This window comes from Natrononativus amylolyticus, from assembly GCF_024362525.1.
Classification (GTDB): Archaea; Halobacteriota; Halobacteria; order Halobacteriales; family Natrialbaceae; genus Natrononativus; species Natrononativus amylolyticus.
This window is the reverse complement of the sequence record NZ_CP101458.1, coordinates 74458-94269: the sequence shown is the minus strand read 5'-3', so window position 1 is coordinate 94269 and position 19812 is coordinate 74458. Positions and strand designations below refer to the sequence as shown.

The 19812-nt window shown below is 67.4% G+C and carries 23 protein-coding genes; 9 read left to right on the top strand and 14 right to left on the bottom strand.

Going from position 1 to position 19812, the window contains the following annotated elements:
• Positions 1-5 precede the first annotated feature (5 nt).
• Positions 6-230, bottom strand: a complete 225-nt coding sequence (locus NMQ11_RS00495) for a DUF8151 family protein (RefSeq protein ID WP_255169427.1) — start codon at positions 228-230, stop codon at positions 6-8.
• 106 nt (positions 231-336) lie between these two features.
• On the opposite strand from NMQ11_RS00495, the gene NMQ11_RS00490 reads away from it, so the two are divergent.
• From NMQ11_RS00490 to NMQ11_RS00475, 4 genes are all read left to right on the top strand, one after another.
• Positions 337-1011 (top strand): uracil-DNA glycosylase, encoded by a 675-nt coding sequence (locus NMQ11_RS00490; RefSeq protein WP_255169426.1) that lies wholly within the window; start codon positions 337-339, stop codon positions 1009-1011.
• Positions 1012-1036: 25 nt separating this feature from the next.
• Positions 1037-1468: a Rieske (2Fe-2S) protein gene (locus tag NMQ11_RS00485; protein ID WP_255169425.1), complete on the top strand. Its 432-nt coding sequence runs from the start codon at positions 1037-1039 to the stop codon at positions 1466-1468.
• Positions 1469-1545: 77 nt separating this feature from the next.
• A complete protein-coding gene (locus NMQ11_RS00480; protein WP_255169424.1) occupies positions 1546-1965 on the top strand; it encodes an HIT family protein in 420 nt (139 codons plus the stop codon).
• 4 nt (positions 1966-1969) lie between these two features.
• The gene (locus tag NMQ11_RS00475; protein ID WP_255169423.1) at positions 1970-2197 is read left to right on the top strand and encodes a hypothetical protein; all 228 of its coding nucleotides are present in this window, start codon (positions 1970-1972) and stop codon (positions 2195-2197) included.
• 4 nt (positions 2198-2201) lie between these two features.
• On the opposite strand, the gene NMQ11_RS00470 is transcribed toward NMQ11_RS00475, so the two are convergent.
• The 4 genes from NMQ11_RS00470 to NMQ11_RS00455 all read right to left on the bottom strand — a co-directional run bounded on the left by NMQ11_RS00470 (position 2202) and on the right by NMQ11_RS00455 (position 5860).
• Positions 2202-3203 carry an A24 family peptidase C-terminal domain-containing protein gene (locus tag NMQ11_RS00470; protein WP_255169422.1) on the bottom strand — a complete coding sequence of 334 codons (1002 nt, stop codon included), beginning with the start codon at positions 3201-3203 and terminating at the stop codon, positions 2202-2204.
• A gap of 124 nt (positions 3204-3327) precedes the next feature.
• Positions 3328-3918, bottom strand: coding sequence for a halocyanin domain-containing protein (locus tag NMQ11_RS00465; RefSeq protein WP_255169421.1), 591 nt, complete (start codon positions 3916-3918; stop codon positions 3328-3330).
• Between the two features lie 220 nt (positions 3919-4138).
• Positions 4139-4528 carry a ferredoxin Fer gene (fer, locus tag NMQ11_RS00460; protein ID WP_255169420.1) on the bottom strand — a complete coding sequence of 130 codons (390 nt, stop codon included), beginning with the start codon at positions 4526-4528 and terminating at the stop codon, positions 4139-4141.
• Between the two features lie 150 nt (positions 4529-4678).
• Positions 4679-5860, bottom strand: coding sequence for an inorganic phosphate transporter (locus NMQ11_RS00455; protein ID WP_255169419.1), 1182 nt, complete (start codon positions 5858-5860; stop codon positions 4679-4681).
• A gap of 312 nt (positions 5861-6172) precedes the next feature.
• Here NMQ11_RS00455 and NMQ11_RS00450 point away from each other — a divergent pair, with 312 nt between their 5' ends.
• Entirely contained in the window at positions 6173-6721 is a 549-nt protein-coding gene (locus NMQ11_RS00450) for a hypothetical protein (protein ID WP_255169418.1), read from the top strand.
• A 91-nt stretch (positions 6722-6812) separates the two neighbouring features.
• Here NMQ11_RS00450 and NMQ11_RS00445 read toward each other — a convergent pair whose 3' ends face one another.
• The 3 genes from NMQ11_RS00445 to NMQ11_RS00435 form a co-directional block, all read right to left on the bottom strand.
• Positions 6813-7238 carry a universal stress protein gene (locus NMQ11_RS00445; protein ID WP_255169417.1) on the bottom strand — a complete coding sequence of 142 codons (426 nt, stop codon included), beginning with the start codon at positions 7236-7238 and terminating at the stop codon, positions 6813-6815.
• A 39-nt stretch (positions 7239-7277) separates the two neighbouring features.
• A complete protein-coding gene (locus tag NMQ11_RS00440; protein WP_255169416.1) occupies positions 7278-8444 on the bottom strand; it encodes an inorganic phosphate transporter in 1167 nt (388 codons plus the stop codon).
• Positions 8445-8562: 118 nt separating this feature from the next.
• On the bottom strand, positions 8563-10365 hold the full coding sequence (locus NMQ11_RS00435; protein WP_425607713.1) for an SLC13 family permease: 1803 nt from the start codon (positions 10363-10365) through the stop codon (positions 8563-8565).
• Positions 10366-10589: 224 nt separating this feature from the next.
• Here NMQ11_RS00435 and hisA point away from each other — a divergent pair, with 224 nt between their 5' ends.
• Positions 10590-11318 (top strand): 1-(5-phosphoribosyl)-5-[(5-phosphoribosylamino)methylideneamino]imidazole-4-carboxamide isomerase, encoded by a 729-nt coding sequence (hisA, locus tag NMQ11_RS00430; protein WP_255169415.1) that lies wholly within the window; start codon positions 10590-10592, stop codon positions 11316-11318.
• Here the strand turns inward: hisA and NMQ11_RS00425 are convergent.
• From NMQ11_RS00425 to NMQ11_RS00415, 3 genes are all read right to left on the bottom strand, one after another.
• Positions 11300-11635: a hypothetical protein gene (locus NMQ11_RS00425; RefSeq protein WP_255169414.1), complete on the bottom strand. Its 336-nt coding sequence runs from the start codon at positions 11633-11635 to the stop codon at positions 11300-11302. The genes hisA and NMQ11_RS00425 overlap by 19 nt on opposite strands.
• A gap of 85 nt (positions 11636-11720) precedes the next feature.
• Complete coding sequence (locus NMQ11_RS00420; RefSeq protein WP_255169413.1) at positions 11721-13217, bottom strand: TrkH family potassium uptake protein; 1497 nt, start codon at positions 13215-13217, stop codon at positions 11721-11723.
• Between the two features lie 101 nt (positions 13218-13318).
• A complete protein-coding gene (locus NMQ11_RS00415; protein ID WP_255169412.1) occupies positions 13319-13576 on the bottom strand; it encodes a DUF8028 family protein in 258 nt (85 codons plus the stop codon).
• Between the two features lie 249 nt (positions 13577-13825).
• Between NMQ11_RS00415 and hisB the strand changes: the two genes are divergently transcribed.
• Complete coding sequence (gene hisB / locus NMQ11_RS00410; protein WP_255169411.1) at positions 13826-14413, top strand: imidazoleglycerol-phosphate dehydratase HisB; 588 nt, start codon at positions 13826-13828, stop codon at positions 14411-14413.
• A gap of 88 nt (positions 14414-14501) precedes the next feature.
• A complete protein-coding gene (gene trpY / locus NMQ11_RS00405) occupies positions 14502-15005 on the top strand; it encodes a TrpY family transcription regulator (protein WP_255169410.1) in 504 nt (167 codons plus the stop codon).
• A gap of 1 nt (position 15006) precedes the next feature.
• Here the strand turns inward: trpY and NMQ11_RS00400 are convergent, their stop codons facing one another.
• Positions 15007-15420 (bottom strand): SRPBCC family protein, encoded by a 414-nt coding sequence (locus NMQ11_RS00400; protein ID WP_255169409.1) that lies wholly within the window; start codon positions 15418-15420, stop codon positions 15007-15009.
• Positions 15421-15568: 148 nt separating this feature from the next.
• On the opposite strand from NMQ11_RS00400, the gene NMQ11_RS00395 reads away from it, so the two are divergent.
• Positions 15569-16177: an IMPACT family protein gene (locus NMQ11_RS00395; protein WP_255169408.1), complete on the top strand. Its 609-nt coding sequence runs from the start codon at positions 15569-15571 to the stop codon at positions 16175-16177.
• Here the strand turns inward: NMQ11_RS00395 and NMQ11_RS00390 are convergent.
• On the bottom strand, positions 16174-17004 hold the full coding sequence (locus NMQ11_RS00390) for a hypothetical protein (protein ID WP_255169407.1): 831 nt from the start codon (positions 17002-17004) through the stop codon (positions 16174-16176). The genes NMQ11_RS00395 and NMQ11_RS00390 overlap by 4 nt on opposite strands.
• Positions 17005-17058: 54 nt before the next feature.
• Positions 17059-19788: a TRAP transporter permease gene (locus NMQ11_RS00385; protein WP_255169406.1), complete on the bottom strand. Its 2730-nt coding sequence runs from the start codon at positions 19786-19788 to the stop codon at positions 17059-17061.
• Positions 19789-19812: the final 24 nt, after the last annotated feature.

Genomic DNA, 19812 nt, shown 5'->3' with positions numbered 1-19812 from the left:
AAGGCCTACGAGCGGGCGCGTGCGAGCACTTTCTGGTAGCCGATACCGTAGAGGCCGGCGTAGAGCATGACGCCGCCGAGGGCGGCGAGCCAGAGGGCGACGAGCGCGTCGCCCGATCCGAGGTGCTGGAGGCTGGCGTATTCGGCGGCGAGGCCGCCCGCGGTGAGGACGGCGGCGACGACGAGGTACAGTAGCATGGACAGCGATTCTGCGAGGAGTTCCGAAGCCATTGTCGTCCGTAAGCCGTCCGGAGAAGGTAAACTTGTCCCCTCGCGAAACACGTAATCATCGCGGGCCGACCGACCGCTCTATACGCCTCGAGCGCCCACCACAGATGTGCCCGATTCGACCGACGATGCGCCCCTCGAGCCGCCGTTTCCAGACTCGAGACACGTCCTCGAGGCCGACTGCCGGCGCTGTCCCGCCCTCGCGGAGACTCGCGAGTGCATCTCCTGGGGCACCGGCCCGCTCGAGGCCGACGTGCTGGTGATCGGCGAGGCACCGGGAGCCGGCAATCCCGACGCGGAGCGCTGGCAGGGCGGCAACTGGACCGGGAAAGCCTACACCTCGAGACACTCCGGGCGACGTATCCGCCGGATGCTCACCGCGGTCGGCTACGACGAGCGGGCGTTCTATACGAACGCGGTCAAATGCTTTCCTGCGAGCGAGACGGACCCCTCGAGCAACCGCGAGCCCACCGATGCGGAGCGGACGAACTGCCGAACCCACCTGCTGACCGAGATCGAAACCGTCGAGCCCGCCGTCGTGCTCGCGACCGGGAAACACGCCACCACAAGCGTGCTCGCAGCCGAGGACCGTGAGCTCGAGGGCTTCATCGATGGCGTCCTCGAGCCCGTGCGCTGTGAGCGACTCGAGACGTGGCTGCTGCCGATCCTCCATCCGAGCTATCAGGACGTCTGGATCAAGCGCCTCGGCTACACGCCCGCCGAGTATCTCGAGGCGATCGGGGCGGCACTCGACGAACTCTGTCGGTCGAGCCGCGACAGCTAAGGGCTCGCGCGGCCGAGACGTCGGCATGGCCGTCCGTCATCGTCTGACTGACGTCGACACCGTTCTCGAGGAGGGCTCCTGGCTGTTCACCGTACGCGACGCCCGCGGCGGCCGGAAGGAGGTGATTCTCGTTCCGTGCGCCGGCGAGGGCGAGCCCGTCGAGGCGTGGGTCAACCGCTGTACCCACGAGGCCCAGGCGCTCCACCGGGAGGGCGTCGGCGTCGTGTTCCGCGAGGGTGAGATCGTCTGCCCGAAACACGGCTCGACGTTCGACACCTGCTCGGGCTACTGCGACAACGGCGACGCGGCGAAGACGACCCTCGTTTCCGTCGAGACGACCGTCGAGGACGGACAGGTGTACCTGATCGACGACGGCGTCTCCTTCCTCACCGCGGGCGGATCCAGCGACGACGAGGACGACGACTCGCCGGGGTCGACCTCGCACCTGCGGTTCTGACTGACTCGAACGCCGGAGTGCTCTCGACCGTCGCGGGGCGGGCAACCTTCTTGGCGCGGGGCGACACACAGTGGCGTATGAGCACTGTCTTCAGCCAGATCGTCGCCGGCGAGATCCCGGCTCGAGTCGTCTACGAGGACGAAACGACGTTCGCCTTTCTGGACGCCAACCCGCTCGCGCCGGGACACACCCTGGTGATCCCGAAAGTGGAGTACGAGCGGCTCAACGACGTGCCGGAATCGGAGGCAGCCGACCTGTACGCGACGATCCACCGCCTGATCCCCGCCGTCGAGGACGCCGTCGGCGCGGACGCGACGACCGTCGCGTTCAACAACGGCGAGGAGGCGGGCCAGGAGGTGCCGCACGTTCACTGTCACATCGTGCCGCGGTTTGCGGGCGACGGCGGCGGTCCGATCCACGCCATCGCGGGCGAGACGCCGACCCTCGACGACGCCGACCTCGACGAGATCGCCGAGGAGATCGGGTCTCGAGCCTGAGCGGATGGCGCTGGCCGACCTCGTCGCCGACCTGCGTGCACACCCCGTCGCGGCGACGCTCGAACTGGGAACGCTCGCCGCCTGCGTGCTGTTGCTGATCGGGACGCTCCTCGCTCTCGCGGGCGGGCCGCCGACGGCGGGCGCCGGGCCCTGGCTGCTCGTTATCGCCGTCGGCGCGGCGGTCGTCGTGCTCTGGACCGTGGTGGTGCCGCTGTACGAGCGGGTTCGCTAGCGACTCAGAACAGCAGGCCGAACAGGAGATCGCCGTAGAGCAGCGCGATCACGAGCCCCAGGAACACCGGGACGAGAAACGGCGTTCCCGGCGAGACCCAGACCGTCTCCTCGGAGGCGGCCACCTCGAGACCCCCCCGGAGCGTCTCCGGGGTGGTGCCGTAGGCGGTGCCGTCGATCGACTCGAGGAACGCCTCGGCGCCCCAGGGATCGCCTCGAACGGCGGCACTGGCCGGGGGCGACTCGAGCGCGCCACCGTCGGAGCGCGGCGCGTTCGCGTCGACCGCACCGTCCGTCGGCGGGTTCGGCTCGGCCGGCAGCGTCTCGGGGTCGCGGTAGCGTCCGGGGTCGGCGCGGAGGTCGGCCAGCGAGAGCCCGCGCCACCGGAGGTACATCCGCATCGCGTCGAGGTCGAGACCGTTTCGCGAGAGCCCCGTCGGCGTCTCGAGCAGGCGGCCGTGCGTCCGGGGCAGTCGCTCCCAGGAGACCGGCCAGCCGACGAACATGACGGGAGCGATCCGCCCGGCGAGGGCGTTACGGATCGCCAGCGCGAGCGGGATCGCGGCGCCGACGAGGACGGCGTTGGTGAGGATCGTCAGTGAGAACGCGCCAGCCTCGCCGAGCGGGTGGACCGTCAGCGGGGCGGTCGCGTCGCCGACGACGTAGCGCGGCACCGTCGGGAACAGCAGCGCGAGCACCATCAGCGCCTTCGCGTCGGCGCCGCCGAAGCCGCCGAACCACCAGAACAGGTAGGCGAGCGGGACGACGAACCCCAGGCTGATCGCCGCGGGCATCACGAACCCGTACGACCAGGCGTAGCCGCCCGCCTGCGCGGCGAGCCAGCCGTCCCAGACCAGCAGAACGAGCGCGAGCAGGCCGAGGGGGACCCAGACGTCGGCGGCGATCCGCCGGGTCCTGACGTCGCGGACCGCCGCCCAGGCGAACACCGGCACCGCGAGTAGTCGAAGGAGGTCGGGAGTCGACGCCAGCCCGGTCGAGAGTGTCACGGTCGACTCTCACGAGCGCGATCGAATTACGTTTTCGCCCGTCGCGGCGGCGGACGACTCGCGGCCACGCGAGCAGCGACAGGTTCGAACGGCGACGGTCGACGACGGCCCGCCTCTCGAGTCGTTACCGCTCCCGAATCGACTCGCGGAGCCAGAGGCCGAACGGCGACAGCAGGACGAGCAGGAACGCGAGGGCCGTCCCGACGGCGGTGGTCGACGGTCCGTCGACGGCGACGGTCCCCTCGGTAGCGGGGGTGGCGGGTTCGTCCTCGGACGCCTCGTCTCCGGTACCGCCGACGACGACGGCCGCCTTCATCCCCATCGGGATGTGCGGCGTACACCCGTAGAGATGGGTCGCCTCCTCGTCGAACGTGTGCTCGAACGTCTCGCCCGCGTCCGTGTAGTACTCGCTCTGGAAGGAGTCGTCCTCGGCGGCGACGTCGTGCATCCCGCCTTCGCCCGTCCACTCCCAGACGACGGTAGTTCCGGGGTCGATACGGACGGCCGGCGGATCGTAGACGAAGCCGTCGTCCGCACCGACGGCGATTCGCACCTCGTCCGCGCCGGTCTCATCGGCGACGTCGCCGTCGTAGTTCGGAACGTCGGCCATCCAGTCGTCGAACGCATCCGACTCGGCGGCCGACGCGGCGGGCGCCGTCGCAACCGCTGCGAGCGCCGCCCCGCCGGCGACACCGAGGAACGTCCGACGACGCATGCGTGATTCAGGTCGCGTGTCGACGGTCATAGTGTAGGTGCAGATCCGCAGGGAGCGGGCATATAGCCGACAGCAGATTCCCACCCCCCGAGAGCGGGCACGCAGTCGAGCGAGCGCCGGCGTCAGCGACGGAAGCGGCGGCTGTGGACGACGAAGACTCGTGAAAGAATAGTCGAACGGATCCAGTGAGTCGGTGACCGTCCGCCGTGTGCGACCGGCGTTAGATGACGCGGTTCTGCAGGTAGTCGAGGTGCTTCGCGTTGTACACGATCTGGACCTCGTCGGTCGCCGGCGAACCGATGCAGGTCAGGCGGACGTTCTTGTCCTCGACCTCCTCGTCGGAGAGGATCTGCTGCATGTCCATCTCGATCTCGCCCTCCGTGACGATGGCTGCGCAGTTCGCGCAGGCGCCAGCACGGCAGGAGAAGGGCCAGTCGTAGCCCTGCGCCTCTGCGGCCTCGAGGATGTACTCGCTCTCGTTGACGTCGAGGGAGCCGTAGTCCTCATCGTCGAAGCCAGCGTCGGCGGCCTTCTCGAAGAGGTCGTCGTCGTCCATCTCCCAGCCCTGGTCGTCCAGCACTTCGTAGTTGAGGTATTCTACCGTGGGCATCAGTCGCCGATTCGGTGCCCGCACTGGTATACCTTGCTGTTCGGTCCTCAATGGTCTTTCACTCGAGGCGGGCCCGATCCCGACGACCGGTCCGGGGCCTCGCACGGACGCTCGAGCATCGACCCCTCGCGACCGATCCGTCCGCGCGACTCAGAACCCGAACAGGGGCACGAACCGGAACGTCAGGAACGCGCCGACGGTCGAGATGATCGGCACGACGTTCTGCATCAGGACGACCCGAGCCGTCGTCGCGGGGTCGAAAAGGTCCGAGGCCTTGGGGATGTCCTCGGGTTCCTCCTCGCCGATCTCCGGGGACGGTTTGCCCTCCTCGTCGGCGGTGAGCGCGCCGACGGAGACGCGCGTCTCCTCGCCCCGACGAGCGTCGGAGAGCGTCGTCGTCCGGGTCGCCCGACCCCAGCCGAGACCGATGATGCTCATCGTCGCGATGACGACGAAACTCGCGGGGATGCCGATCCACGAGAGCCCGATGACGATCCCCGAACTGATGACCGCGACGACGATCGCCGCCGTCAGTGGGAGGTTCGTGATGTCGTTTCCGAGCGTGTCGAGGGTGCGCCGGGCGATCGTGAAACAGCCGACGGCGACGGCCGCCGACCCGATCAGGATGAGCGGAATCATCTCGACGTCGCCGGTGCCGTAGATCGGCGCGATCGCGTTCGCGATGTTGCTCGTCCCGGAGGAGAAGGCCATCAGACAGCCGATTCCGACGACCACCAGCGCACCCGAGATCTCGCGTCGACTGGCGTTTTCGCCGAACTGGAGTCGGGGAACGGCTCCGGAACGGTCGACCGTGACCATCTCGCGTCCCTCGCGATTGCCCTCAATCGCAACCCACGCGTTGATCCACGGGTAGAAGTACCGGCCGATGACGCCGGCCACCCAGAAGCCGATGATCGGAGCGACGATCCACCAGACGACGATCTCGCCCAGGACCGCGAAGTTGAGTTCGCCGGTCGCGAGGCCGAGAGCGGCGATGGCGCCCACGGCGGTCATCGATGTAGACGCCGGAACGCCGACGTAGTTGCCGACGAACAGCGCACCGCCGATGAAAAAGAGGACGGCGACGTTCGATCGCATGGTGAAGATACCGGTGTCGGTGACGAGTTCGCGACCCAGCGTGTCGACGACCTGCGGGCCGATGGTTATCGCTCCGAGGAAGAAGAAGATCGACATCAGCGCTGCCGCCATCAGTTTCGTGATGACGTTGGCACCGACGGCCGGACCGAACGCGGGTCCCGTCGTTGCACCGCCGATATTGTAGCCCACGAACACCGCGACGAGGAGGCCCACGATAAGCAGTACTTCTGTCACATCAGGGTCCACACCCCCCGACCCTAAAAACGCGACTATTTTTCGGCCGCTGCTGGGACCCGTTCCGACGGTTCGTCAAGACGCCGGGACAGTTCCCGAGCAGAACAGTCAGGCGGCGGTGTACCAGCGACTTCGATCCTAAAGAACTTCAACCAACCCTATCGTTGAAGACGGTATCATGTGTGTCGATCGGAAACTCGTCGCGGGAGACCAGCGGGGGCGAACGAGTTCGTCACCCCAGCGCGTCGGCGCCGACCCTGCCGATGGACGTCTTGGAAGCGATCGATGCGCCCGGGTAGGTGGCGATCCGCCATGCTGAACCCGGTCCGGGTTGACGCCGCCGTCGACCTCGCTTACGGGGCGTTGATCGCGCTCTCGATCGTGCTGATCATGCTCGCTGGGACGGACGTCGGCATAGCGTTCGGCGTGGGGGTGTTCGCCTCGTACGTCGTCCACGTCGTCTGGAAGATGGCGCGATTCGATCCCGACTGGATGACGAGGGCCGTCCAGGAGTCGGTCGAAGAGAGCGTCGGCGAGACCGTCGAGCAGACGGTCGGCGAGACCGTCGAACAAAAAGTGGGTGAAACCGTCGAGGAAACCGTCGAAGAGACGGTGGGCGAGACCGTTGAGAAGCAGGTCGGCGAAACCGTCGAAGAAACCGTCGGCGGAACTGTCGAGGAGCGAGTCGGCGAAACCGTCGAGGAGGCGGTCGAACGCACCGTCGGCAAACAACTCGAAGCGATGCAAGCCGAGGTCGAAGCCGTCGACGAGCGAATCGATCGCCGTCCCCGTGAGGACGAGGTCGAGGAATTGATCGACAAGTCCGCTGACGGCAATCGAGAAGCGGACGGCGAAGAGTGAGTTTCGGGGGATCGGCCCATCACGCAGGCGTCGCGACGCCGTCCTGGGACAGATCGATCGGGCAGCGAAGGACCCAGGCCGAGCGACGCGATTAGCGAACGACGATGACCGGCACCGGCGACTGGTGGACGACCTTCTTGGCGACGTTCCCGACGTAGAGGTTGTCCGAGAGCGTTCCTCCGTGGCTGCCGACGACGACCGTGTCGTACTTCTCGGCGCGGTTGATTATCGCGCGAACGGGGTGGCCGAGATCGTACACAGTTTGGATGTTCGCGTCGCCGTCGGTGCCCGCGACGATCTCGTCGGCCCGATCGAACGTCGACTGGGCCTGTTCCCGTGCTGTCTCCTCCAGGTCGTCGGCGAGCGCGAGGCCGGTCGCGGCACCCCACATCGACGACGGTTCGCCGACGACGGTCAGGACGGTTATCTCGGCGTCCGGAAAGGTCTTGAGAGCGTACTCGAGTGCGTGTTCGCTCATCTCCGAGCCATCCATCGGAACGAGAACGCGTGAAATCATACGCATGCTACGACAGCACCGTCAATAAACGCGGCGGGACTAAACGAAGGGCAACGCGACGAAGAACCCGTAGGCGAGTATCGTCGACATCGCCGGCCCGATGATCCACATCGAGACGTACTTCACGATCGCCCGCGGGTTGAAGAGGTTGCCCGCGTCGAGGGCTTCGTCGGACTCTTCTTCGCCGATTTTGGTGATCGGAGCGTCGGGCTCGGTGGTCAGCGCGCCCATCGCCAGTTCCGCGTCCGTATCGCCGCGGATGGCCTCTCGAGCCGTGATGGGACGGGTCGCCCGACCCCAGCCCAGGCCGACGATCGTCATCACCGACGCCATCACGAGGCTGATCGGAATGCCCGCCCACGAGAGCAGCGTCGTGATCGTCGCGGCGGTGATCATGACGATTAACGCCGCGAGCAGCGGAATGTCGCTGAGTTCGCTCCCGACGGACTCCATCGTCCGGCGAGCGATGGTGAATCCGCCCAGCCCGATCGCGGCCGTCGCGATGATGATGGCGGGGTTCGGCGCGAGCGCGCCGCTGCTGACCAGCGGCGCGACAGCGTTCGGGACGTTGCTCGCCCCGGCGCTGAACGCCATGTAACAGCCGATGACGAAGACGACGATCGTCCCGGTCAGTTCCTGGCCCGTGGTGTTCGGACCGAGCACGGGCCTGGGGACCGTCCCGGTTCGATCCAGAGACAGCAGCGGGCCGTCGGACGCCCTGATCTCGAACCGACGGTTCAGTTCCGGGTAGATGTACCGGCCGATGAAGGCACCGATCCAGAGGCCGAGCACCGGCGTGACGATCCACCACGAGATGATCCAGGTGATCGTCTCGAAGTTGAGCGTGTTCGTCGCCAGTCCCAGGCCGGCGATCGATCCGACGGTCACCATCGACGTGGGGACGGGGACCCCGAAGACGTTCGCGACGAGGATCCCCAGCCCGATGAAAAAGAGAATCGCGACGCCCGCCGCGAGCGAGATCTCGATCGTGATGATGTCCCCGCTCAGCGTCTCCATCACGTTCCGGCCGACCGTCGCACCGCCGAGGAAGACGAAGAACGTCATCAGCGCAGCCGCCGTTACCTTCCGGAGTAGTCCAGCACCGACCGCGGGCCCCCACGCGATCCCGGTCGACGATCCGCCGATGTTGAACCCGACGAACACCGAGGCGACGATGCCGGCCAAAAGAACGGCAGTGAGGTCCATGGCGTAGTACGAGGATAATGGAACCGAAATAAGTTACGTCACCTCCCGCTAACGATTACGGCGTTCACCTGTCATACACTCCGCAAATCTGTCGTCGGAGGAGTTCGTGAGAAAACGGTTACACGCCCCAGATCGCGACGATACCGAGGGTGGTGACCACCGTCAGGATCAACTGGAGCGGTGCGCCCAGGCGCGCGAAGTCCCCGAACTCGTAGCCGCCGGGGCCGTACACCATCAGGTTCGTCTGGTAGCCGACCGGCGAGAGCAGCGGCGTGCTCGCGGCGAAGGTCACCGCGAGCACGAACGCGAACTCGTTGGCGCCTAACCGGGCGGCGACGTCGAACGCGACCGGAATCATCAACACGACGCTCGCGTTGTTCGAGAGCAGTTCGGTCAGAACCGCGGTGAACAGATAGAACAATCCGAGCACGAGGACGATATGGAGGCCGCCGACACCGAGGACGGCGTTGCCCGCGAGGAAGGCCGCCGCCCCGGTCTGTTCCATCGCAACCCCCAGCGGGATCAGCCCCGCGAGCAGAAAGATCACGCTCCAGTCGACGGCGTCGTACAGCTCCGTCGGCTTGAGGACGCCGGTGACGACCATCGCGACCGCGCCCGCGATCGACGTGACGAGAATGGGATAGAACTCGAGCGCCGCCACGCCGACGACGCCCGCGACGATCGCCAGCGCGACGGGCAGCTTCGACCAGCGGTAGGTCGGCCGGGTGAACTCCTGGGCGACGATCACGTTCCGGTCGGTGCCGAGGCGGTCGAGGGCGTCCCGGCTCGCCTGGACGAGCAGGGTGTCGCCGCCGCGCAGTCGGCGCTGGTCCATCCGCGTGTGGACCACCTCGGACCCCCGCCGCACGGCGAGCACCGTCGCGTCGTACCGTCGACGGAAATTCGAACTCGCCATCGTCTCCTCGACCAGGTCGCCGTCGGGCGCGACGATAACCTCCGCCAGCACCTGCGGCGTCGCTCGTTCCTCGTCGTCGACCTCGAGGTCGGCGTCCGAGACGCTGGCCTGCGGCAGGAGTTCGAGTCCCTCGACGCCGGCGAGGTCGATGACCGCCTGCCGGGCCGTTCTGACGATCAGCACGTCATCCGGCCGGAGCGCCTTCTCGCCGATCGACGCGCCGAAGGCGTCCTCGCCGCGAATGAGCGTCACCGCCTCGAGGTCGACCTCGAGGTCTGCGATCGCCTCCCGAACGGTGTCGCCGACGAGCGGCGAGTCCTCGGGGACGACGACCTCCGTCAGGTAGGAGGTCAACTCGAACTCGCTGGTCAGTTCGTCCCGCGGGCGAATGCGCTCGGGCAGCAGGTACGGGGTCGCAACCAGCAGGTAGACGGAGCCAACCGCGAGGACGAGCGCGCCGAGGGCGGTGAACTCGAACATCGAGAACCCGCTGCCGAGGTACTCCTCGCGGGCGATGATGTCGCTCGCGAGGATGTTCGTCGAAGTGCCGATCAGCGTGAGCATCCCGCCCATCATCGAGGCGAACGAGAGCGGGATCAGCAGCCTCGAGGGCGAGGTTCCCGTTCGCTCGGCGAGTTCGTTCGCGACGGGAATCATGATCGCCACGACCGGGGTGTTGTTGATGAAGCCCGCAGAGAGCCCCGAGACGCCGACGATCGAGCCGAGCTGGCGGCGCTCGTCGCCGCCCGCGAACGCCGCGAGCTTCTCGCCCAAGAGCTGGACCGCCCCCGTCCGGCGGACCCCCTCGCTCAGGATGAACATCATCAACACGGTGATCGTTGCCGAACTCGCGAAGCCGGCGATCCCCTGCTCGGCCGAGATCGTCGTCCAGGGCTCGAGGACGACCAGCACGACGATCACGAGCAGGGCGGTGACGTCGAGCGGAATCGGCTGGGTGACGAAGAGGGCGACGGCGACGGCGATGATCGCGAAGACGACGAGCATCGACAGGGAGAGCTCCGGAACGTCGGCTGTCTGCAGTGACACGGAGCCGGCCGACTCGAGCGTCGCCATCGTCGACACGTTCTCTCACGTCGGTTCACCGTCGGGCGGTAAATACGTGCAGGGAAGCGGATACGTTCGATGACTCTCACGGGTCGATGGCGGTACCCGTCGGCGCGTTCGCCCGGACCAGTGGGGTTATTCCGCCGGAGGACGCGGACTCGAGTATGAGCCAGTTTCCGACGTTCGAGGTGATTCCGGCCGTCGACGTCGCCGACGGCGAGGTGGTCCAGCTCGTCCAGGGCGAACGCGGCACCGAGAAGCGCTACGGCGAGCCCGTCGAGGCCGCCCGACGGTGGATCGACGCCGGCGCGGAGTCGCTTCACCTGGTCGATTTAGACGGCGCGTTCGAGGGCGAGCGCGGGAACGCCGCCGCGATCGACGCGCTGGTCGAGGCAGTCGACGTGCCCGTCCAGCTCGGCGGCGGCATCCGCACGGCCGAGGAGGCGATCGACCTGCTCGAGCGCGGCGTCGACCGCGTCATCCTCGGCACCGCGGCCGTCGAGAACCCGGAGATCGTCGCCGAGATCAGCGATCGATACCCGGAGAGCGTGGTCGTGAGCCTCGACGCGAGAGGCGGCGAGGTCGTCGTCGAGGGCTGGACCGAGGGTGCGGGAATCACGCCGGTCGAGGCCGCAGCGCGCTACGCGGATCTGGGCGCCGCGGCGATCCTCTTTACGAACGTCGACGTCGAGGGGAGACTCGAGGGCGTCGCGACCGAGCCCGTTCGCGAACTCGTCGCGGCGACCGAGATCCCGATCGTCGCGAGCGGCGGCGTGGCGAGCCTCGCGGACGTCCGGGCGCTCGAGGAGGCGGGCGCGGCGGCAGTGGTCGTCGGCACCGCGCTGTACGAGGGGCGGTTTTCGCTCGCGGAGGCTCAGGAAGCGCTCGAGTAGCGCACGAAGATCGTGACGATCACGGCGAGCGCCCCGAGAGCGAGCGGCACGAATCGGGCGACGGCGCCGGCGGTCGACCCGCGCGTGAGGGCGCCCACGCCGGCCGAGTGTACAGCCGTGAGTTCGACGGCCAACTGCAGCCCGACCAACACCGAGAGAACGAACAGCACGAGATCGGCGGCCGCCGCACTATCGAAACCGACGGCCTCGAGTACGACACCGAGCCCGCCGTAGAGGACTGCCGCGAACGGGAGGCCAGCGAAAACGGCGGCGACGAAGTACACCACCGCTGGAGGGAGGAGACGGACAGCGGCCATACACTCGTTCGTCGACTGGATGTCAGGTAAGCGTACCGTTTGCGGGGTCGTCGATATCGCACCGGCCACCAGCGGTTCCCGGGAACTACGAGCGCCAGAACGCCGGCGTGAGCAACACCAGCACCGGGATGATCTCGATGCGGCCGATCCACATCATGATCACCATGATGGCCCGCGTCGTGATCGGGAAGCCGTGGTAGTTGTCCATCGGGCCCGCCATCCCGAACGCCGGGCCGATGTTGAGGAAGATCGACGCCGCCGCGCCGAGCGCTTCGAACTCCGTGACGCCGTTGCCGGCTCGAGCCGCGTCGACGACGATGAGGATCGTGAGGGCGAAAAAGAGGATGATCGCGAGCATCACGTAGGTGAAGATGTCGCGGACGGTGTCCTCGTCGATGACGCTCTCGCCGAGCCGGATCGGACGCACGGCTCGTGGATGAACCGCCGTAAACAGGTTCCGGCGCAGCCCCTTGAGGATCACGAGCCAGCGAAACGACTTGATCGAACAGGTCGTGCTGCCGGCCATCCCGCCGATGAACATACACAGAAAGAGCATGTGTTTGGCGCCGGGCGACCAGAGATCGAAGTTCGTCGAGGCGTACCCCGTCGTCGTCACCAGCGAGACGACGTTGAACAGTCCGTGGCGGATCGTGGGCTCGAGCCCCCGCTCGAAGGTCGCATCGACGTAGAGGATGCCGATGACGATACCGCCGAAGACCGCGAGCACGCCGAGGTAGAATCGAAGCTCCTCGCTCTCGAAGGGGCGCGTGTACTCCCCCTGGGTAAGGTAGTAGAGGAGGATGAAGTTGGTCGCCCCGAGGATCATAAAGGGCATCACAGCCCACTGAACGATCGGGCTGAACGCGCCGATACTCTCGCCTTCGGGCGAAAAGCCCGCGGTCGAGACGCTGGTGAGCGCGTGCGCGACGGCGTTGAAGAGGTCCATGTTCGGCGCGAGACCGAGGAGGTTCAGCGCGTAGAACGTCGCGGCCGCGAGAACGGTGAGACCGACGTACAGCCCCCAGATGAGCCGGGCGGTTTCGTCGATCTGCGGTCTGAGCTTCCGGACGTTCTGCGTCTGCGTTTCCGTTTCCATCAGCTGTGCGCCACCGACCATGAGGTTCGAGAGCAGGCCGATCGCGACGATCAGGATTCCGAGCCCGCCGAGCCACTGGATGAGCTGGCGCCACAGGAGGATCGACCGCGAGTGGGCCTCGAAGTCGTCGATCACCGTCGCTCCGGTCGTCGTCAGGCCGCTCATGCTCTCGAACATGGCGTCGACCGGATGTGCGATCGTCCCCACCCCCGCCGTCACGAACGGGACGGCGCCGACGACCGCGACGCCGAGCCAGGTGACCGCCACCATCAGGAACGCCTCGCGCTGGCCGATGTCGCGGTCGTCGCTCAGCGTCTCGAGTGCCAGTCCCGCGATAACGGTGACGATGATCGCGATCACGAACGGGTAGACGGGGTCGCCGTCGTAGATCGCGAGGGCGAGCGGCACCGACAGCGGCACGGCGAGCCACTTCAGCACCGTTCCGGTGAGGCTACAACTCGAGCGCCAGTCGACACGGATCCTCATCGAGTACCCCACACTGTGTCTGCCGGGAGGATAACGGGTTCGGTACGTCGACCGAACGCGAGAACTGCCGCAGGTTCGAAGGAGGGGGCTCGAGGGCGGCGTTACTGGTTGTAGCCGTGGCCGACGTAGAGGGCGACGACGTTCACGACCAGGAGGGAGAGGAAGGCGATCGTTACGGAGAGGTCACCGAGCCCGTGTGCGAGGAGGGGGACGTGCACGAACGGGAGGGCGATCGCGATCCAGAAGCAACAGAACTGGAGCGGGCGCTTGAGCGAACTAGTGAGTCGGCTTCCGTGCGGTTCGGTTTCGGTGCCGGAGGGGGCGAGCGAGTCGTTCGAGAGTGGGGAGTGGTTGGACATGGGGGCGGGCGTCTATCACAGATGTTCACTCCGATGGTCATATAGCTGCCAGAACATTGGCGTTATTTCGTACCATTTTACGCGAGTGTGCTGTACAAAATAACGTTTTGAAAACCGTTCAGTGTCCTCGAGACGTTTTAAAACACGCTCTCAGTCCGTCGTTACGGTAGTGACCAGGGAGAGATCAGCGGGGGTGGTAGGAACGTCCTGAACGGAATTTCCTTGTAGCACCGGCGCCGTCGTACCGACATGAGCGAACGTACGGCGACCATCAGCCGCGAGACGACGGAGACCACGATCGAGTGCTCTCTCACGATCGACGGAAGCGGAGCGGCCGACGTCGGCACCGGAATCGGCTTCTTCGATCACATGCTGACGTCGTTCGCCAAGCACGGCCTGTTCGACCTCGAGGTCGACTGCGACGGCGACCTCGCCGTCGACGATCACCACACCGTCGAGGACGTGGCGATCGTCCTCGGTGAGGCGTTCGACGAGGCCCTCGACGACCGCGCGGGGATCGTCAGGTACGCCGACCGGCGGGTGCCGCTGGACGAGGCCGTCGCCGGCGCCGTGGTGGACGTCAGCGGCCGTCCCCGCTTTTACTTCGACGGCGAGTTCTCCCAGGCGCGGATCGGCGAGTTCACCAGCGACATGGCGAGACACTTCGCGGAGTCGCTCGCGATGAACGCCGGACTCACGCTGCACCTCGAGGTCAGCGGGGAAAACGCCCACCACGAGGTCGAGGCGCTGTTCAAGGCGCTAACGCGGGCGCTCGACGACGCCACCCGGCTCGACGACCGCCGGGAGGACGCCCCGAGCACGAAAGGGACGCTCTGAGTCAGGGGTGGCGAGTGCGGCGCCCGGCGACCGGGTCCGGTATCGACCACCCAAGATTATACGCCGGCGTCCGTATTGTCGGCAACGAATGTTCGACGAGATCATGGAGAAGTTCGAGGGGTCGCCCAGCCAGCAGGCGGTTATTCGACTCCTGCTCGAGCGCGGGTTCTCGGTCAACGACGAGGGGCGAGTCGTCTCCGGCGGGATCGAGATCCCGAACACGGGCATCGCCCGCGAGATCGGCGTCGACCGCCGAGTCGTCGACTCGACGACCGACGTCATCCTCGACGATCCCGAACTCGAGCGAATCTTTCGGAACATCTCACAGGTGCCGAGCCTGATGGATCTGGCGCCGGTGCTCGATCTGACCGTCATCGCCATCGAGGTCGACGACGCCGACCAGAAGGGAATCGTCGCCGCCGTCACCGGGTTGCTGGCGGACCACGACGTCTCGATCCGCCAGACGATCAGCGAGGACCCCGAGTTCACCGACGAGCCCCGACTCTACCTCGTCACCGATCAGGATCTGCCCGGGACGCTGATCACCGGACTCCGGGACCTCGAGTTCGTTCGGAAGATCGAGTTACAGTAGCTCACGCCTCGAGATCCAGCGCCAGCGCCGTCAGCAGCCGCTCGAGTTCGCGACGGCGCATCGTCGCGCCGAGGCGGTCCGTGAGAAACGAGAAGAGCCCGCCGAACGTGAACTCCGAGGCGGCCGAAACCCGCGTCTCGCCCGCCTCGCGGGTGACGCTGATCCACGTCGTCATCCGCTCGAACGGGCCGTGGGCCCCGTGCTGTTCGTAGCGGTAGCCGGTGTCGGTCTCGACGAACTCGAAGACGACCTCGAGGTCGTCGGCCGCCGCCGTGACGACCGTCGCGTCGTCGGTCCGGTCGACGGAGACGACCTCGTAGGTTCCGGCGTACTCGACGATCGACGCCGGCGTCAGCGCCTCGCGAACCGCCGACGGGGGGATGTCGAGCGTGACCTCGAGATCGACGAGTTGCATTCGTACCGCCTCCGTCGCGGTCGACCCACCTGAAGGTCACTATCCGGCGCGAGCGTGACGGCGGTCGGTGCGGAGACCGATGGGCTCTTTTCGTCCCCGGGAGTAGCCGGCGCATGGTCGACAGACGGCTCGAGGCCGGTGAGTCGGGATGAGCCGCACGTACCGGACCGTCGACGCGCCGTCGACCGCGCGGTTCGTCGTCCAGGGCTCCGAGTTCATCGGCCACGTGCGGCCGGTCGAAACCGTCGAGGCCGCGGAGGCGTTCGTCGCCGCCACCGGCGAGGAGTACGCCGACGCGACGCACAACGTCCCCGCCTACCGCGTACGGGCGGGTGCCGACGGCGACCTGCTCAGAGAGTACTCGAGCGACGACGGCGAACCCTCAGGGTCGGCCGGGAAGCCCGCACTGAACGTCCTCGCCCAGCGCGACCTCGAGAACGTCGCGGTCGTCGTCACCCGCTACTACGGCGGGACGAACCTCGGCGTCGGCGGCCTCGTCCGGGCGTACTCGCGGGCGGTGAAGGAGGCCGTCGACGAGGCCGGCGTCGTCGAGGAGCGCCCACACGAGCGGGTCGCGATCACCGTCGCGTACGACGACTCCGGCACCGTCCGGGGAATCCTCGAGAGCGAGGGCTACGAGTTCGACGCGGCGTACGAGGCCGATGTCTCCTTTCTGGTCCGGGTGCCCGTTGCCGAGAGCGAGGCGCTCCGGGATCGGCTTCGCAGCGCGACCAGCGGGCGGGTCGGTCTCGACTAGCGGAGGACGGGGCCCGGGTGGACGCGCTCGACGGCCGAGAGGACAGCGTCGGGGTCCTCGAGTTCGTCGCAGTCGAAGCTCAGGTCGAACAGCCCGCGGTCGAAGACGAGTTCGCCGTCGCGCAGGCGGACGTGGTCGACGTCGTCCCACGGGACGAACGATTTCGCGTGCGGGCGCACCCTGACGAGACCCGCGTCGTACACCCGGAGCTCGCAGGTCTCCCGGGCGCCGGCCGGAAGTCGCCCCTCGAGGAACGCGGCGCCGAGCCAGAACAGCCCGAAGAAGAGCCACCAGAGCGCGAGGCGCGGCGAGCCGGCGAGGGCGTAGCCGACGCCGCCGAGCAGACCAGCGCCGGCGACGAGCGCGTCCAGCCGGGGTGAGCCGGGTGGCCGCCAGGCGTAGATCGCGTTCGGCTCGTCGGGGAGCGTCGACTCGAGGTGCCGGCGTTGTGCGAGCTTCGAGAGGAGGAAACCAACGGTCGCGATCGCAACCGCCGAGGCGAGCACGGCCGTTCGGAACCCGCCGCCGGCGCTCGGAACGAACCCCACGACGGCGAACGCGCCCGCGGGGGCGACGAGCGAGAACCGGCGGCCGCGGCTGCGGCCCAGCCGTGCCGGCAGGTTGGCGGCCCTCGAGAGCGCGACACCGGCGAGTGCGCCGATCACGAAGGCGGTGACTGTCACCGCGGCCAACTCGAGGACAGTCGGACTCGAGAGCGCGGCGAGCGTCGTCGACCCGCTCGCGGCGAGGAGAACGCCGACGTAGAGGCCGACGGCGAGCCGAAATGCGGTGTCGGAACCTTCCGCGCGTGAATCCGTGGAGGTCACTGCCCGAGCGTACGGCAGGTCGTGTTAAAATAGTAATGTCTCCGCCGAGAGCGATCAGGCGTCACCCGGTGCGGTGCTCGAGGGTTCCTCGACCTCGGCGGGCTGTCCGGTCGCCCGCTGGCGGTTGACCACCGTGAACGCGACGAGCATCACGAGGCCGATCGCCCGCAGCGACGCGGTAACCGAGAACACGAGGAGCGCCGACGGGATGCCGAACAGCATGAGGACGCCCTCGAGGATCAACAGCGGGATCTCGGGCACCATCAGCAGGATCGAGGCGAGCGAGAACAGCCCTCGCTCGAGACCGCTGACCTCCGAGTACTGGTAGCCGATGATGGTGACCCCGAGGGCGTAGACGCCGAGGAACATGCCGACGACCGGGATTACGACGTCGGGCACAAAGAAGCCGAGATCGGTGACGTCGGCCCAGCCGATGATCCACCAGTTGTCCAGCGATTCGACGCGGATCAGAAGGATCCCCGGCGAGAACACGAACGCGAACGGCACGAGCACCTTGTTCAGCGACAGCATGAACGCGATCACCGCCGTCTGCATCTCCTGGGCCTTGGCGACGCCGGCGCCCGCGAACGCGGCGACGGCCACCGGCGGCGTGACGTCGGCCATCAGCCCCCAGTAGAGGACGAAGAGGTGGGCGGCCAGGACGAGGACGCCGGCCTCGACGAGCGGGGCCTCGAGCATCGCGACCAGGATGATGTACATCGCCGTCGTCGGCATCCCCATCCCGAAGATGATCGCGGCGACGCCGGTCAGAGTGAGCAACACCAGCATCGACTCGCCGCTGACGCTGCTGATGAGCGCGGCCAGGTTCGGTCCCAGCCCGGAGACGCTGATGACGCCGGGGACGACGCCGGCGGCGGCGACGGCGACGACGACCGTGGTCGCGGTGCGCGCCCCGGAGTCCATCGACTTCAGGACGAAGGTGCCGAAGCGGTAGGCGTTGTTCCTCGCCAGCGACGGCCGCTCGAGTTTCTCGGCGCCCTCCTCGGCGGCGTCGTCGACCGCGGAGTCGAAGTCGAGCAGCGGCGCGTCGCCGCGGGGCTGGAGCAGGATGAACGCGGCGCTCACGAGGATGGCGATGACGCCGAGGTCCGACACCGCGGCCCCCACCGCCTCGCCGAGCGGCAGCGGCGCGGCGGGCGCCTCGAGCCCCGCCGCCACCTGTACCGCGTCGACGACTCCAGAACCGACGGTGGCGTACGCCGCGGTCTGGGCGACGAAGACCGCCACGATCGTCGCGAGCAGCGGGACCCGCGTCCGCTCGTTGTAAGCGGCGACGACCGCCAGCAGGGCGATCACGGCGACGATGGTGAGCCACCCCGCGCGGTTGATCGAGAACCGGGCGATGATGAGGTAGTACAGCAACAGCACGATCGGGATCAGGTAGAACCAGCCGGTGCGCAGGGCGCTTCCGACGTTCGGGAGCTCCGCGCGCGGGAGGCCGCCGATGCCGCCCCTGACGGCCTCGAAGTGGACCATCACCCACATCCCGAAGAAGAAGGCGATGGCCGGCAGCGTCGCGGCGATGATCACGTCCGCGTACGGCGTTCCCGTGAACTCGACGATGAGGAACGCCGCGGCGCCCATGACGGGCGGGAGCATCTGCCCCCCCGAGGAGGAGGAGGATTCGACGGCGCCGGAGAACTCGGGCGAGTAGCCCGAGCGCTTCATCAGCGGGATCGTGAACGCCCCCGTGGTCACCGTGTTGGCGATCGAGGAGCCGGAGAGCATCCCCATGAAGCCGCTCGAGACGACGCTCGCCTTCGCGGGGCCGCCCTCGCGGGTTCCGGTCGCGGCGTAGGCGAGGTCGATGAACCACTTGCCGGCGCCGCTCATCTCGAGGAACGCGCCGAAGAGGATGAAGATGTAGATGAAGCGGACGCTGACGGAGACGGGCTGACTGTGAACCCCCGCCTCGACGGTGTACCAGAGGTTGTACATGATGTTCCCCCAGGTATCCGGCTGGATCGTCAGCGCGCCGATCGGCGAGTCGCGGGGAACGAGGTAGCCCCATCTGGCGTAGACGATGAACATCCCGACGAGCGACGCGAGCAGGATGCCGAGCGCGCGTCGGGTCGCCTCGAGGACGAGAAGCATCCCGAGGACCGAGAGGATAAACGCGGCGGAGGCGTCGGCGAATGGGGCGCCCGCCGCGACGAGCGCGCCGCCGATATCGTAGCCGGTCACCCGCTCGATCAGATCGAACGGGGGAAACACCTCGTAGATCGACTGCGTCCCGTCGAACCGGTGGACCGCGATGGATCGAATCTCGTCGTACTGAGTGGCGATGTAGTAGGCGGGCCAGGTCGAGAGCAGCACCAGGACGACGTCGATCGGCGTGATCCGGTTCATCTCCGGATCCAGAGCCGCCCAGCGGACGCCGGCGGCGGTGCGGGCGGTCGCTCGAGTCAGCGGGTGTTCGTCACCGTAGCGCGCCCTGACCGCCGGTTCGACCCGTCCGAGCCGACGGGCGAGGAACCCCTGGCCGCGACTCGCCGGAAACAGTAAGAACGCGAGCACCAGCGCGAACGCCACGTGGATCGCGTTCACCTGCAACTGCTGGAGCGCGACGATTCGGAAGTTTCCCACCTCGAAGGTGTATCCCCGGGCGGCGATCCACATCTGGAACGCCGAGAACGATATCGCGATCACGATGACGAGGGCGGCGGCGATCCCCCGATGGGTCCGTCGGCGCTCGACCTCCTCCATGAGCTGTTGCTGTTCTTCCTCGCTCAGCCTGTCAGCGTCTCCGGGATCGACGCTCATGACTCAGTCTCGCTCCTTCGCAGG